Annotated in this window: 14 protein-coding genes and 1 pseudogene; 5 read left to right on the forward strand and 10 right to left on the reverse strand. The window is 38.2% G+C overall.

Annotated elements, in window-relative coordinates; all coding sequences use genetic code 11:
• Positions 1–33: 33 nt before the first annotated feature.
• The 4 genes from arsJ to I6F54_RS13965 form a co-directional block, all read right to left on the reverse strand.
• Complete coding sequence (arsJ, locus tag I6F54_RS13950; RefSeq protein ID WP_197141903.1) at positions 34–1251, reverse strand: organoarsenical effux MFS transporter ArsJ; 1218 nt, start codon at positions 1249–1251, stop codon at positions 34–36.
• Between the two features lie 24 nt (positions 1252–1275).
• A complete protein-coding gene (locus I6F54_RS13955; protein WP_197141905.1) occupies positions 1276–2286 on the reverse strand; it encodes an ArsJ-associated glyceraldehyde-3-phosphate dehydrogenase in 1011 nt (336 codons plus the stop codon).
• Positions 2287–2325: 39 nt separating this feature from the next.
• Positions 2326–2679, reverse strand: coding sequence for a metalloregulator ArsR/SmtB family transcription factor (locus I6F54_RS13960; protein WP_165729438.1), 354 nt, complete (start codon positions 2677–2679; stop codon positions 2326–2328).
• A gap of 163 nt (positions 2680–2842) precedes the next feature.
• On the reverse strand, positions 2843–3271 hold the full coding sequence (locus I6F54_RS13965; RefSeq protein WP_197141907.1) for an organic hydroperoxide resistance protein: 429 nt from the start codon (positions 3269–3271) through the stop codon (positions 2843–2845).
• Positions 3272–3393: 122 nt separating this feature from the next.
• Here I6F54_RS13965 and I6F54_RS13970 point away from each other — a divergent pair, with 122 nt between their 5' ends.
• The 3 genes from I6F54_RS13970 (at position 3394) to astB (ending at position 6972) form a co-directional block, all read left to right on the forward strand.
• A complete protein-coding gene (locus tag I6F54_RS13970; RefSeq protein ID WP_197141909.1) occupies positions 3394–3828 on the forward strand; it encodes a MarR family winged helix-turn-helix transcriptional regulator in 435 nt (144 codons plus the stop codon).
• Between the two features lie 47 nt (positions 3829–3875).
• Positions 3876–4991, forward strand: coding sequence for an L-dopachrome tautomerase-related protein (locus I6F54_RS13975; protein WP_197141911.1), 1116 nt, complete (start codon positions 3876–3878; stop codon positions 4989–4991).
• 634 nt (positions 4992–5625) lie between these two features.
• Positions 5626–6972: an N-succinylarginine dihydrolase gene (astB, locus tag I6F54_RS13980; protein WP_197141913.1), complete on the forward strand. Its 1347-nt coding sequence runs from the start codon at positions 5626–5628 to the stop codon at positions 6970–6972.
• 44 nt (positions 6973–7016) lie between these two features.
• Here the strand turns inward: astB and I6F54_RS13985 are convergent, their stop codons facing one another.
• The 3 genes from I6F54_RS13985 to I6F54_RS13995 all read right to left on the reverse strand — a co-directional run bounded on the left by I6F54_RS13985 (position 7017) and on the right by I6F54_RS13995 (position 11538).
• On the reverse strand, positions 7017–8066 hold the full coding sequence (locus I6F54_RS13985) for a hypothetical protein (RefSeq protein ID WP_197141914.1): 1050 nt from the start codon (positions 8064–8066) through the stop codon (positions 7017–7019).
• A gap of 5 nt (positions 8067–8071) precedes the next feature.
• The gene (locus I6F54_RS13990) at positions 8072–10330 is read right to left on the reverse strand and encodes a thrombospondin type 3 repeat-containing protein (RefSeq protein ID WP_231616594.1); all 2259 of its coding nucleotides are present in this window, start codon (positions 10328–10330) and stop codon (positions 8072–8074) included.
• Between the two features lie 353 nt (positions 10331–10683).
• Positions 10684–11538 (reverse strand): mechanosensitive ion channel family protein, encoded by an 855-nt coding sequence (locus I6F54_RS13995; RefSeq protein WP_197141918.1) that lies wholly within the window; start codon positions 11536–11538, stop codon positions 10684–10686.
• A gap of 273 nt (positions 11539–11811) precedes the next feature.
• Here I6F54_RS13995 and I6F54_RS14000 point away from each other — a divergent pair, with 273 nt between their 5' ends.
• On the forward strand, positions 11812–12492 hold the full coding sequence (locus tag I6F54_RS14000; RefSeq protein WP_197141920.1) for an SDR family oxidoreductase: 681 nt from the start codon (positions 11812–11814) through the stop codon (positions 12490–12492).
• A 131-nt stretch (positions 12493–12623) separates the two neighbouring features.
• Here the strand turns inward: I6F54_RS14000 and I6F54_RS14005 are convergent, their stop codons facing one another.
• Positions 12624–12962, reverse strand: coding sequence for a carbon starvation protein CstA (locus tag I6F54_RS14005; protein ID WP_197141922.1), 339 nt, complete (start codon positions 12960–12962; stop codon positions 12624–12626).
• Positions 12963–13095: 133 nt separating this feature from the next.
• Between I6F54_RS14005 and I6F54_RS14010 the strand changes: the two are divergent.
• Positions 13096–13233: pseudogene (locus I6F54_RS14010) on the forward strand (short-chain dehydrogenase); the annotation flags it as partial.
• Positions 13234–13388: 155 nt separating this feature from the next.
• Here I6F54_RS14010 and I6F54_RS14015 read toward each other — a convergent pair.
• Both I6F54_RS14015 and I6F54_RS14020 read right to left on the reverse strand, forming a co-directional pair.
• Positions 13389–13625, reverse strand: coding sequence for a hypothetical protein (locus I6F54_RS14015; RefSeq protein ID WP_197120062.1), 237 nt, complete (start codon positions 13623–13625; stop codon positions 13389–13391).
• A gap of 93 nt (positions 13626–13718) precedes the next feature.
• On the reverse strand, positions 13719–14564 hold the full coding sequence (locus I6F54_RS14020) for a hypothetical protein (protein ID WP_197120061.1): 846 nt from the start codon (positions 14562–14564) through the stop codon (positions 13719–13721).
• Positions 14565–14686 lie beyond the last annotated feature (122 nt).

The following is a 14686-nucleotide window of genomic DNA, read 5'->3' on the forward strand; positions in this document are numbered from 1 at the left end:
AACAAATTGAAATTAATACAATAAGTTGAGTTTTTAACGCTTAGCCAAGCATGCAGTTGTAATTGTAGCCATAATTAGCAAACACACACTTACCCATAAACATGCCACCAGCCCATATACTTGAAAAACCCAGCCAGAGAGCACAGTACCAAGCAAACGCCCTATTGCATTGGCCATATAGTAAAAGCCAACGTCGAGCGATACCCCATCGTCTTTAGCAAAACTTACTATTAAATAGCTATGCAATGATGAATTTATAGCAAATACACCGCCAAAAATAAGTAAGCCGATTACAAGCGTAAAATGTACCGCTATATCAAATTGCATCAGTAACGCTAAAATACTGGTTACGCCACTTAATAAAGTAACCCACCAATACGCTTTTTTGACTGTGTGTAAGTTTGAATCACTTTGCCCGGTTATACGTGGCGCTTGCGACTGCACTAATCCATAAGCAATAACCCATAGGGCCATAAAGCCACTTACCCACCAATGATCCCAGTTAAACTGAGCAGCTAAGTAAACAGGCAATGCCACTACAAACCACACATCGCGCGCCGCAAATAAACATAAACGCGCTGCGCTAAGTAAGTTTATTGCCCGCGATTTAGAAAATAGCTCTTTAAACTTAGGTTTATTTTTGGCTTTGCCAATATCGCCTTTTAAATAAATTAAACTAATAACCCACGCAACACTAAGTAAAGCTATTAAGCTTACTAGCGCACCTACAAAGCCAAATACGGTAAGTAGCAAGCCACCTAAAAAAAAGCCCACTCCTTTTAACGCATTTTTAGAACCCGTAAGTATGGCAATCCATTTATATAATTGGCTTTGCCCGGCATCGCCTTGCGGTACTAAATACTTAATAGCGCTTTTTGCGCTCATTTTATTTAAGTCTTTAGCTATGCCACTTAGTGCTTGCGCTGCCATAACATAGGCAACGGTTAGCCAATCCCCTGGCACGCAGAGCATGGCCAAAGCGACAAGCTGCAGACCAAGCCCTACATTCATGGTTTTGTTTAACCCTAAATGCGCCCCAAGCCAACCACCGACTAAATTGGTGATCACCCCAAAAATTTCATAAAACAAAAACAGCATGGCTATCGCAAATGCGCCATACCCTAACTGATGAAAATACAGCACCACCAGCATGCGCAGTGCACCATCTGTTAAAGTAAATGCCCAATAATTACCAGTAATTATTAAATATTGTTTTATAGAACTTGGTAAACTAGCTAACTGCGCAAACATAGCGTTAAACCTTTTAAAACGAGATTAAACCACATCACTTTTTGCAACTTTAAGCATTAGCTCAGCAGTACGGTTTGCATAACCCCACTCGTTATCATACCAAGCGTATAACTTAAGCTGCGTGTTGTTAATTACCATGGTTGAAAGGGCATCTATGGTGCAGCTACGCGGATCTGTTTTGTAATCTATAGATACAAGCGGTCTTTCTTCGTAGCCTAAAATGTTTTTTAGCTCGTTATTTGCAGCGTTTTTAAACCAAGTGTTTACCTCATCTTGTGTAACACCGCGCTCAAGCTCAAATACGCAATCGGTAATTGACGCATTAGTAAGCGGTACACGCACGGCATGGCCGTTTAACTTGCCCTTAAGCTCAGGGAATATATGCGTAATAGCTGTTGCACTACCGGTTGTGGTTGGTATTAAACTAGTCCCACACGAACGTGCGCGACGTAAATCTTTATGCGGTGCATCAATAATAGTTTGTGTATTGGTTATATCGTGAATCGTGGTCATTGAGCCGTGCTTGATGCCCACTTTTTCTTGCAAAACCTTTACTATTGGCGCTAAACAGTTAGTAGTACACGAGGCGGCTGTAACAATTTTATGCTCACTTGGGTTATAAAGATCATCGTTTACACCCATTACTACATTTAATATGCCGTCTTCTTTTACTGGCGCCGTTACTACAACGCGCTTAACACCTTGTGCTAAATATTGGTTTAGCAACTCGGTGGTTTTCATTTTTCCGCTGGCTTCTATTACTACATCGCAACCCGACCAATCAGTTTCATTTATAGTTTTATTATTCGTCACTAAAATAGTGTGTTTACCTACACTAAATGAGTTTTCATCGCTGGTAATATGTTGTGCTAAGCGCCCGTGTACCGAGTCAAACTCAATTAAATGGGCATGGGTTTTAGCATCGCCCGCTACATCGTTTATTTTAATAAACTCTATTTCTGGCCAATCAACGGCTGCGCGCAGTGTTAAACGCCCCATACGGCCAAAACCGTTAATACCTACTTTAATCGTCATAATAAAATACCTTAATGAGTTAATTTATTTACTAATTAGTTAACAACAGCTAGCTGCTCTTTCAGGGCGATTACCCATAGTATTTAACCGCGTTAAATCGTTTTCATAAAATGAAGGGTTAGCAGTCAGGGTTTGCGTTAATACATTTTTAGCCCATTCAGGCAGGGCTTTATTAATGCTGTAATAAACCCATTGATTTTGCTTACGATCGCTCAGTAATCCGCATTGCCTTAATTGTGCTAAATGGCGCGACACTTTAGGCTGGCTTAGTTCAAGTGCAGCAACAAGTTCGCACACACACAGCTCTTCTTGGTCGCTAATTAATAGCATTGCTTTTAAACGCGTATCGTCCGCTAGGCATTTATAAAATTGAAGTGGGTTGAATTGTTCCATAGTGTCCTCGCAGTGTTAGTGCATATACAATAAAACAAAAATTCAACATATGGAATAGTGAATATACGATTATTTGTATGTTTAAATTATTTTGCTTTAAAACGCAAAAAGCACACAACGACTACTTATCGTTGTGTGCTTTTAATAATTACGTTATTTAGTGTTAAATAACAGAAAGCTCTATTTCAATATTGCCACGTGTTGCGTTTGAATATGGGCATACTTGATGCGCTTTATCTACAAGCGTTTGCGCTGCTGCTTTATCCATATCACCTAGTGATACAGCTAATTTTACAGCAATACCAAAACCGCCTTCAATCGCGCCAATAGACACTTCTGAATTAATATGTGTGTCGCTTGGTAAATCTATTTTTTCGCTACCCGCTACAAATTTAAGTGCGCCAATAAAACATGCTGCATAACCTGCGGCAAATAATTGCTCTGGGTTAGTGCCTTGTCCGTCATCGCCGCCTAAACCTTTAGGTGTTGATAGTTTTACATCTAAACGGCCATCATCAGATTTAGCTACGCCTTCACGGCCGCCAGTTGCAGTTGCTTTTGCTGTGTAAGCTACGTTTTGTAATACATTCATAATGAACTCCAAAGTTTAGTAATCAATTTAGTTTGTGTGCAAAATAATAGATCAAGTAATTAGAGATTGCAAATACTTTGCATGCAAATTAAAATACGACCATCGCTAACAGGAGAAAAGCTATGTCGTTTGAGCAATTAAAGTTAAAAAATCAGTTATGTCATCGTTTATATATGGCATCAAACAGTATTGCTCGCACTTATAGAGGATTTCTTGCTGCTCTTGATTTAACTTACCCGCAATACGTAGTAATGATGGCGCTGTGGGAGCAAGACGAAATAACAATTGCAGAGCTGATAGATAAAACCGCGATCGACGGCGGAGCAATGACCCAAATACTCAAAAAAATGACAGACAAATCACTACTTGCTGTTATTAAAGACGAGCGCGATAAGCGTAAACGACTCGTGCAACTTACCCAACATGGTCAATCACTTAAGTTAAAAGCGGCTGATATACCTAAAAACATTCAATGTAAATTCGACAGTATTAATACGGCTCAAGCACAGCAGTTAATGCAACTGCTCGATTTAGTAGTAAACGACTTAGCCAATTAGGCACTTTATAGTTAACCAATCAATTTACTTTAAAAGGTATAAATTAAATGACTCATATAAAAAAATTACTCTTAGCAGCGGCGTGTAGCACGGCACTTTTAAGTAGCAACGCCGTATCTGCCAATACTGCTAATACTGCTGGCCAAAATGCTGATTTAAAAACAGTAGCCACGTTTGATGCGCAGCACCCACCGGGTAACATTGCTATTACGCCATCGGGTAGAAAGTTTTTATCAGTACATGGTTTTTACGGCCAAAAGCAAAAAATTATGGAGCTTTTAAGCGATGGCACAACTAAGCCCTACCCTAATGAAGAATGGGCTTACGCGTACAATAACGGTAAAGGTTTTTACGATGTACTTGGCATAAATGTATCAAGCGATGGCGTTTTATGGATGCTCGACACCTCAGGGCCAGATCGCGCTGGGCGCTTAGTGGGTTGGGATACAAATAAAGAGCAACTGCATAAAATTATTTACCTCGCAAAACCAATGATTACCGACACCTCATTTTTAAACGATTTAGTCATCGATAATAAACATGGCGTTGTATACATTGCCGACACAGCCCATGGCAGCCAAGCCGCTATTATTACGGTTAACCTTAAAACAGGTGTCGCTCGCAGAGTATTACAAGATAGCCATTACACTACAGCCGAAAATATCGATATGGTTATTGATGGCCGCACTATGAGCATTGGCGGACAACCTGCCCGCTTAGGTGTTAACCCAATTACGCTTGACCCTAACGAAGACTGGCTTTACTTTGGATCTATGTCGGGCACGTCGGTTTACCGTATTGCCACCAGCGATATAAATAACGAGAGCCTTTCGGCTAAAGCACTTGAGGATAAAGTTACGCGTTACGGCACTAAGCCAATTTCAGACGGTATTATTGTTGATGGCGGCGGTAACGTATACGTAACCGACATAACCAACGGTGCAATTGGCGTAATTAAACCTACTGGCGACTACGAAGTATTATTTAAAGACGACCGTCTTAGCTGGCCAGATGGGTTTAGTTACGGAGCTGATGATAAAATATACTTTACCGTTGACGATTTACATAATTCGCCTGTACTTAATAATGGTAAAAATAAAAGCCACGGTAAGTTTAAAGTAATGTCGTTTGAGCCTTTAGTAAAAGCAAAAGTAGGCCGTTAATTACTTTTTGATACCTATACTTTTTAAAAGCCTTGCACATTTAAGTGACCCCAATAGTTGCAGGGCTTTTATTAGAAAAAACACCACGCTGGTGCACTTTTTAATAATGCTTCACCACTTTGGTGCTAACCCTTAAGTATGTATTTACACTTAAATACTAAACACCTGATTTCTATTCATAAAATATTCAAGTTAATGTTGGCATACTTCTTCCTATAGACTGATGTGTTCAGTGAAAATACCAAGGAAAAACCATGTTCAACTTATATCATACCCTTTACCTTTTATGGCGTTTAGACATTAGCGTTTGGCAAGTTAACGACCCTACAAATACCCGCACTACCGCTGATAAAGAACGCGCCTATGTTAAGTAGCATCTTATTGTGTAAAGGCTTGGCATAAAGCTTAAATGTATAAACCTACTTTAGGCTAAGCTTTTGCGCACTATGAAATTTATGCGTACATTTTTTATTAAACTTAAATTAACCGTTCAATATAAAAACAGCCCTCTTGTAATAAACTCCACATTTAAAAACATCAAAAAATTAGTAAAAACACTGCGTTTATAACTTTGCAAGCAGCTCAATTGCATTGTATTGTTGCACCCTATTGAAAATTTTTAATTGGAACGTGTATGAACGCTTTGGAAGTTAATTTTGATGGCTTAGTGGGTCCTACTCACAACTACGCTGGTTTATCGTATGGTAATGTTGCCTCGTTGAATAACGCAGCAAGCTTTTCAAATCCTCAAGAGGCGGTACTTCAAGGCCTTGAAAAAATGAAAGCCATGCACGACAAAGGCCTAACTCAAGGTGTATTTGCCCCTCATGCACGCCCCGACTTAAACGTACTACGCCGCTTAGGCTTTACCGGTAACGATGCACAAGTCATTCATAAAGCGTTTAAAGCCGATCCTATTTTATTACGTGCGTGTTACTCAGCGTCTGCAATGTGGACAGCCAATGCCGCTACGGTATCGCCATCTCCTGATACAACCGACGGCAAAGTACATTTTACTTCAGCTAATTTAAATAATAAGTTTCATCGTTCATTAGAGCCTGCAACCACTACGCGCTTATTAAAAGCCATGTTTAATAACGACAAATACTTTGCACACCATACCCATTTGCCTGACCAAGGCTTTTTTGGCGACGAAGGTGCAGCAAACCATACTCGTTTTTGTGACAGCCACGGCGAGCAAGGCCTTGAAATGTTTGTATTTGGTGCCAGCGCGTTTAACAGCCAATTACCAAAACCCGCTAAGTTTCCTGCAAGGCAAACACTCGAAGCCTCAGAAGCAATTTGTCGCTTACATAACTTAAAAGATTCAAGCCAAATTTTACTACAGCAAAATCCAGACGTAATAGACCAAGGCGTGTTTCATAACGATGTAATTGCTGTAGGTAACGCCAACGTATTACTGTGCCACCAGCAAGCATTTTTAAACCAAGCTTTGGCACTGCAAGATATTCGCGAAGCGTATGTGGGCAATAAAGAATTTTATATTATTGAAGTACCTACCGAAAAAGTAAGCATTACCGATGCAGTAAGTAGTTACTTATTTAATAGCCAGCTTGTAAGCCTTGCCGATGGTTCAATGCTGCTAGTTGCACCACAAGAGTGTAAACGCAACAGCGCAGTTAACGCCTACATTGAAGAAATGATAATGGCTGATAACCCAGTAAACCAAGTGCAGTTTTTTGATTTACGCCAAAGTATGCAAAATGGCGGCGGACCTGCGTGCTTGCGTTTACGTGTAGCCCTTAACGAGCAAGAACTTGCTGCAGTAAACCCAGAGGTTATTTTAACGGATACTAAATACACACAACTGTGTGACTGGGCAAAGCGTAACTACCGCGACAAGCTAGGCGCAAGTGACTTTGCAGACTCAGCCCTACTCACCGAAAGCTACCAAGCACTTGATGAGCTTACACAACTACTTAATTTAGGCTCAGTGTACGACTTTCAATTAGAGGGTTAATCAATTTTATAATGCAGCGATATAAGTGTCGCTGCATTATTGTTTCAATGTTGTTTATCCGCAGCAGTTGCAATCACTACTTTTATATCTGCACTTACAAAATTTTGAATATGTAGTTCTTTTTCTATTGCTCTTTTTGTAGAAGGACTTCTTTGAATTGCTATATCAAATAATTTTTTCACTTGCTCAGCAGAATTTTTTGATTGCGTAGAACTCCATTTGATTAAAGCGGCAGTCGCTTCATATTGCCCCATATTAGCAAGCGTATTTAGTGCTGTATTTTTTATAATAGCGGTTGAGCTATCTTTTAAATACCCCGTTATATGAGGAACTAAAGATTCATCATGAATAGTGTTCATCGCACGCTTAACAAACAGGCGCTTGCTCTCATACTTTTCATCAATAAAACCAAACAAATACTCTATTTGTTCACTCTGTGCGTGCCGAGCGATTGTAGTAGCTAACTCGCCAATAAATGGGCTATCCTCATCCGCAATTGTAAATGCTTGCTGCGCTAAAGCGGTGTATTCACCACTTCGATTTAGCTTTTCTATCGACTTTTTAACGTTATATATAGCCCTCGATCCTTGCCAATCATTTTTGGCAACAAAATCAAAAAACACTTCACTCGCTCTTTGAGTATCTATTGCGGCCAAAAGGCTTAAAGTATATTCAATTAATCTATCATCATTTTTATTACCCTTAATTGCTGATTGTAGTTTTTCAACAATAAATTGATAAACGCCTTCTTTATTTGTAGTTTTTAAATAAGTTAACAGTTCTTTTTCAGCATTAAAATCAATGGCTTTACTATTATAAACACGACTTAAAAGCATTTTAGTAATAGTTAAAGCATCCTTATCACTAAGTTCTTTTTTTTCAACATTATTATCTTTGACATTTTTTGATGATTTAGAGGTAGCCAAAGTAGTGTCTGTTTGGTGTGTTTGTACATTAGATACAGTATCTTTAATCCCTCTAGGTTTAGCACCTGTATTCACCGGTAACTCTGCATACTGAACAACAGGCAAAAACCAATAAAAAGTAAACGCTATCAGTAAACATATAAAAGTTAAAAGTATCACTTTTTTCATAATACTTATTTCCACCCTAAATCTGTATATAAAGCATCAAGTAACCTGAAAATATCGGTTACTCTTTCAGTTTCTTCTGTGTGCAAAATATTTACAGCTGTTTGTGTATCTTCTTTAGTAATTGATATACCTTGTCTTTCTAACAATAAACTCAATTTTTGGCTATAAGCAGGTACAATTCCATCACCAATAAATGAAGCTCTTGTTTGTCCATTTTCAATATACCTTAGCGTTTCTGGATGCGGATGGTCACCAGAAAATAATGCTCGATAGGCATACAAATCATAACCCGAAATACCAGCGTCTTTCGAAAGGATTCCGAAGTCAGTCCCTTGATAAGCCAGTTGCCCTATTACTAAATCATCAAGGCTCGTTAAGTCGCTGTTTAAATATTGTATTGAAGATGACTCTGGCGATAAGAAATCGATACTTGGGGATTGCAAGTCCATTTGATAATCTAGTCCGAAATCAACCCCAAAATATGTTCTTGTACCATCGAGCATCTCAACAACTTCCCAGTTATCTTCACACTTTCCGTTATCTTGTCGATAAGTACTTTCTGGAATGCAATTGTCGTTCATATATTGATAAAAACGCCCTAATGGAGAACCTTGATGTGGAGTACCTGTTGTTGCGAACCCTTTAACAAAAGACTTATACATAGCTTCATCATTCTGCAAATAAGAGCGAGCAGCTAGGCCACCTCGGCTATGCCCAAATAAAAATATTTCAGTATCTTCACCTAAAGACTCAACTATTTTCTCTACAGCCTTTTCTACTTCGTAACCTAAGCCTTCAAAAGAGGTAAAATCACCATCACAACCCAAAGCATTAATACATGATTTAGCATCTAAGCCTGTTCTTGCATGAATGCCTTCTCTATCAAATGCTCCAAACTCCAAATTAAAACAGCTAATGCCGTCACTATTAGCTTCAACTACTGGAAGAGTATTATCGTCATTAGTTAATATTTGGCACTGACCATTAAAAAAGCTATCGTCATTTACCATTGCATCCCATGTACTAGGACTTGAAGCTAATCCGTGTAAAAGTAGCATTGCCTTTTTATATATAATATTTTCTGTCGTCGCTAATAAATTAAAAGTCGCGCCTTCTTTCGCGAGTATACCAATGTTGTAAGTAGTAGCCTGATGAACACGTATTGCACAACTTTCATTTTGAGTAGTACCTAAATTAGAACGACATTGATACTCAAATTTGGTTGGAAAATCATCTTCCTCTACGTATAAATCAATATCGCCCGATAAATTAAGTAACGTAATATTTAGTATTCTATTTTCAGGTGCTTCAACGATAAAATACTGCCATTGACCTTGAGAAATATCACCTACAATCATTTGTTCTATAGCTAACTCACCTGGGTTTTTAATCGAATTATATTCAGCTATGTATGGGTTTTCATCTTCATCATTGAGGATACCATCACCGTCTATATCTGGATCGCTATTATTACCAATACCGTCACCATCTAAATCTTCCCATTCAGTTGCATCAAATGGGAACATATCTGAGGCATTAGCTACGTTATCGCCATCGATATCAGGATCGCTATTATCGCCAATACCATCATTATCTAGATCATTCCATTCGGATATATTATATGGAAAAGCATCTTGTGTATTTAATACACCATCCCCGTCAATATCTGAATCTTCACTATCAGCAATACCATCTAAATCTGTATCGCCTGACAACTTACCGGTGCTATCTCTAATAATATATATTTGGCTGTCCGCTTTTTCTTTTAACACTAAGTACTCATTTAGTTCATTGAATACACTCTCACTATTATTAATATCACTAAGCAATTTCGCTTCTGAACCAGGAATAATAGCAAGGCGAACTAAATCAGCAGCCACAGATTCATTCTGAGCATGACCTTTAATAATAAAGTCTTCTAATAAACTTTGCGGAGCTACATTTAATAACTGACTAATTTGAGAAATAGCGGAGTTTATATCAAGCGTTTTTCTGTTTTTCAAATAAACAAGTGTCGTTAAAGGGCTAATTACTTGTTCACCTTTCGGTGAAGATAATATAAAGTTTTCATTAACAACCTTATTTAAGCTTTCATCAAATGTTTTACCCTCTTCAGCAAATAAAATTACACTATAATCTTCAGGATTAATTTCAGATGAAAGAGTCAGTACTCCTTTACCGTTAGCTTGGGTAATAGCGCTAGGTTCATCAGTATCCTGTCTTCCATTATTATTTAGATCTAGCCATACAACTGCAGAACGCAAATAACCATCAATAGCAGTTATAGTATATGTTTGAGTTACTGTTTCGGGAGATTTCTCGATGGGTTGGGAAGAATCAGAAGATTCTCCACCACCGCAAGCAAGCAAAGTATTTATAGACACACACAGAAAAAATAGACGTAGGGAGTTTCTCGCAGCCATCCTTGACACCAAAATTTAATTTAAAAAGTATTTGTATATTATAGCCTTATTTAAATTTAACTATCAATTTATTAACAAACATAATCAAGTATTTTAAAAATGAAATTAATATATCGCTCAGTTAGTACAGTCTATATAAATAAAAATAGCGAGCAAAGGCTCGCTATTTTTATTTGCGCTTATGCTAATAGAATTTAAACGTCTTTACTTACCGTAACTGCCGATGCCATCGACTCCGATATATGCAAAGTACGCTGCGGAAACGGAATACTCAGCCCAGCACCTTCAATAGCTTCTTTAACGCGTTTATTTAGATCCCACACGGTTTGCCAATAATCACCATTTACAGTCCATGCGCGTAATTGAATGTTTACCGCGCTTTCACCTATTGATGTCACCATTACTTTAGGCGCAGGCTCTGCGAGTAATCGGCTCTCTGATGCCGCTAATTCTTTAAGTACATTTAAACCAACGTCAATCGAGTCGGCATAGGAAATACCCACCACTATATCCATTCGTCTTTTGCCATTACGGGTAAAGTTTTTAATATTGCCACCCCATACTTTACCGTTAGGCGATGCGATATAAAGGCCGTCGGTGGTTTTAAAAATAGTGGTAAACAAGTTTATTTCACTCACAGTACCAAGCGTGCCACTGGCATCAACAAAGTCGCCTATTTTAAAAGGTCTAAGTATTAGCAGCATAATACCCGCAGCAATATTGCTCAGCGTATTTTTAAGGGCTAAACCAATCGCTAAACCTGCAGCGCCCATTAGCGCAATTAAGCTTGCCGTATTAACGCCAAAAATATCTAAAATAAATAGCCCGCCAATTATATAAACCAAATAACCAGCAATACTCGATAAAAGAGGAAGCAGCGTACTATCCACTCTTTTTAATGGCGATTTAGAGTTTTTAATCGCTTTTTTAACCGAGCGTGCAATAAGCGCGCTCGCAACTAAAATCGCCAATGCTAAAACCACTTTGTAACCTAAAGTGATGATTGTTTCTGAATGGCTTTGCCAAAACGCTAAAAGTTTATCTTTCATGTTTGTTCCGATAAATGTGGCTGAAACTCAGCAAAATAATGGTTAAATTTAATAAAAACCGACTTCAAAAGAAGTGGCGCGAGTATATAGAATAAAAAATTTAAACCTACCTTTTTTAATCACTTATTTCAATTTTAAAAACACCGTTAAAACCATGATTTTTGAGATGTAAAGCACACCTATTTACGGCAAATTTATAGCGACTATTCAATGTAGGTTAATCGTTTATTGGTATGGTGATTTTAAGTTTTTAACTTAAAAAAGAGGTTATTTATGGCAAAAGAAAAAATAGTACTCATAACCGGCGCTTCAAGTGGCATTGGTGAAGCAACCGCAAAAACCCTTGTAAATAATGGTCATAAAGTAATACTTACCGCTAGACGCGAAGATAAGTTAACTGAGTTAGTAGAGTCATTAGGCTCAAATAACGCACTTAGCGTAGCCGCAGATGCAACCGACTTTACTGCGCTTGAAAACGTAGTTACCAAAGGCATTGAAAAATTTGGTCGGTTAGATGTAGCCTTTGCTAATGCGGGTATGGGTGTTTCAACCGCAGGCACCGAAAAAGGCGACCCTGATGAGTGGTCAACCATGATCGACATAAACATTAAAGCCCTACTGTGGACGGCAAAATTAACCCTGCCGCATTTACGCCAAAACAAAGGTCACTTTATATTAACCAGCTCTGCCGCTGGCCGTAAGCCAATTGGCGGCTCTATTTACGGTGCAACTAAATGGTTTGCTTATGGGTTTGGACAAAACTTAGCTGAGGAAATGAGCGAGTGGAATGGCCGCTGCACCACCATAGCACCGGGTATGGTAAACACCCCATTTTTTGATGAAGCTAAACCCGACAAACTCGACCCACAAGATGTAGCCGACGCGGTATTGTTTGCAATAGAAGCAAACCAGCGCAACAGCGTACGTGAGATTTATTTAATGCCGACTAATTAACGTTGATTGGTTGAGTTCGGGCTGTCAGGTTTAATGCTAATGGTATTAAACCTGATGGTTATTAGTGCTTAGCTTGGGTTAGATGTTAGTAGGTAAGAATGAATTAAAGGTATTAGGCATTTAAAGTCTTATTAATTGCCAATGCTGCCCTTAAACCATATGTAAGCAAAATATAGAGCAACGGCAATATATCCAAAAGAAATAATTAGATTTACTTTCCAAAGGTTTAGCCAAAAATCACCTCTGAAATAAGTGCGTTCTCTTACTTTATGGTAAAACAATGCTACTGAAGAGGGCACTAATATTAACGCAGACCAACCAAGCATAGGTAACACCATAAACATAATGCCTATGCCTGCACCTCCTGCTGAAGCGTCGGATGCTTCACCATCAATTGGGGCTAGCATCACATAGCCTAAAATAAACCCGGCAATCGCAAGTATAAAACCTAAAAGCTGAAGTGTTCGCATAATTATCCTTGGCAACTAACGAGACTGTAAAATAACGCCAACAGCCAAATTCAATTAAAAACAAGATCCTGTAATTAACTCTAAGCGTTTTTAAAGCATTACAAAATTTAGGTTGGGTGTCACTGTAATTCACATAGTAAACACTCCGTTTTTTGATGAAGCTAAACCCGATAAACTCGACCCACAAGATGTAGCAGACGCCGTATTATTTGCCATAGAAGCAAACCAGCGCAACAGCGTACGCGAAATCTATTTAATGCCGACTAATTAACGTTGGCTCGTTAAGTTAGGGCCATCAGGTTTAATGCCTATAGCGTTAAACCTGATGGTTGTTAATATCGAATACATTTTTAATGCACACTGAAAAAATGAAATAAGAGCATTGGTCGTCTAAAGTTTTTGTACACGTACTGAGAACTTAAAAAATTACTTTAATTCACCATAAATGTAGTTATTTCCATGATCCCAAAGTTCTATTTTTTTCCCTTTTAAATCACCGTATATGTAGTTGTTCTCGTGATCCCATAATTCAAACTTAGTGCCTTTTAATTCACCATAAATATAATTATTTCTATGATCCCACAATTCGATTTTATTATTAGGCTTCAATTCACCAAATATGTAGTTACTACTGTGATCCCATAATTCAATTTTAGAATTCATACTATCTCCATGTACATATAACGCCCGAGGCACGCGTGGCTTTGTAATGAAGACGAAGCCTCAACGGAAAAGCCATCGCTGTGACTGAGCTTGTTAAATTCCTAGCACTCGGACTTGCAATATTGTGGAGTAAAGCCACAAAATCAGTTGAGCGCTGCGTTTCTCTGTATTAAAGCTAACTTCACTACCGTGAAGAATTTTATTTCTCGTTTTAGGAATAGTTTCTTCCGAGTCGCCTGCAACAAGCTCGTATGTCTTAATTTTTGAATAGTATGATTGCAGTTGATCTTGTCGAGTTATTGCGTGTTCAAGCTTAGGCACTAAACCCGTTAAATTAGATTTATTGTTAACAGAACCGTCTTCTTTGACTGGGTTTGTTTTCCTTTGATTTATAATGATGTAATTAGCTTTCTCAAATGATTCCGTGAGAACACCTTCAATCTGTCCATAGAGCAAGCAAATACTACCAGCATAGTGACCACTGTTATGTAATTCCAAAGCTTCTTTTATTAAAGGCAATCGATTTTCATCTAGTGTCAAATTGGAATAAAAATTAATAAGTGAGGATTGAAAAGCTTCGCCAGATATTACATCAAGAAGAGAAATTGCACTGGGGTCTTGTTGAAGATCTATAGTTTCAAAAATATGTGCTAATTCAACAACGTCATTCGCAATTTCAAAGTCAGGATCATTTAACCCATAAGTGATGTTATTTATGTAAGGCTCAAGTTGAGGATAAACCTCAGCGAATTGAATCCATAACTCAATACTTTCTCTATGCTCTTCGATAAACTTAGATAACGCTTTGTTCACAGCCACCGCAATTTGCTGCCATTGCTTAATGTGTGGCTCCAGAGCTTTACGAGTAGCAATCAATCCTGGGCCAAAGTCCTCTTTCCACCAAGTCAAAAAATCCTTATGTTCTGGTTGATTACTCACTATACCCTCCTCTGGAATTTGACAATTTAGCCTACAACATTTGTCGTTTTACAAACCGATAAGTGTACCTGTATTACAATGATTTTATCCTAGCTATAAAATAAACAACTGTAAACAGATAG

The sequence above is a fragment of the Pseudoalteromonas sp. SWXJZ10B genome (assembly GCF_015864475.1).
Taxonomy (GTDB): Bacteria; Pseudomonadota; Gammaproteobacteria; order Enterobacterales; family Alteromonadaceae; genus Pseudoalteromonas; species Pseudoalteromonas arctica.

Excerpts from the sequence above, each read along its gene's own strand:
- I6F54_RS13960 (WP_165729438.1), bottom strand. The coding sequence starts at position 2,679 with ATGGAACAATTCAACCCACTTCAATTTTATAAATGCCTAGCGGACGAT.
- I6F54_RS13955 (WP_197141905.1), bottom strand. The coding sequence starts at position 2,286 with ATGACGATTAAAGTAGGTATTAACGGTTTTGGCCGTATGGGGCGTTTA.
- I6F54_RS13975 (WP_197141911.1), top strand. The coding sequence starts at position 3,876 with ATGACTCATATAAAAAAATTACTCTTAGCAGCGGCGTGTAGCACGGCA.
- I6F54_RS13970 (WP_197141909.1), top strand. The coding sequence starts at position 3,394 with ATGTCGTTTGAGCAATTAAAGTTAAAAAATCAGTTATGTCATCGTTTA.
- I6F54_RS14000 (WP_197141920.1), top strand. The coding sequence starts at position 11,812 with ATGGCAAAAGAAAAAATAGTACTCATAACCGGCGCTTCAAGTGGCATT.
- astB (WP_197141913.1), top strand. The coding sequence starts at position 5,626 with ATGAACGCTTTGGAAGTTAATTTTGATGGCTTAGTGGGTCCTACTCAC.
- I6F54_RS13995 (WP_197141918.1), bottom strand. The coding sequence starts at position 11,538 with ATGAAAGATAAACTTTTAGCGTTTTGGCAAAGCCATTCAGAAACAATC.
- I6F54_RS13985 (WP_197141914.1), bottom strand. The coding sequence starts at position 8,066 with ATGAAAAAAGTGATACTTTTAACTTTTATATGTTTACTGATAGCGTTT.
- arsJ (WP_197141903.1), bottom strand. The coding sequence starts at position 1,251 with ATGTTTGCGCAGTTAGCTAGTTTACCAAGTTCTATAAAACAATATTTA.
- I6F54_RS13965 (WP_197141907.1), bottom strand. The coding sequence starts at position 3,271 with ATGAATGTATTACAAAACGTAGCTTACACAGCAAAAGCAACTGCAACT.
- I6F54_RS14005 (WP_197141922.1), bottom strand. The coding sequence starts at position 12,962 with ATGCGAACACTTCAGCTTTTAGGTTTTATACTTGCGATTGCCGGGTTT.
- I6F54_RS14015 (WP_197120062.1), bottom strand. The coding sequence starts at position 13,625 with ATGAATTCTAAAATTGAATTATGGGATCACAGTAGTAACTACATATTT.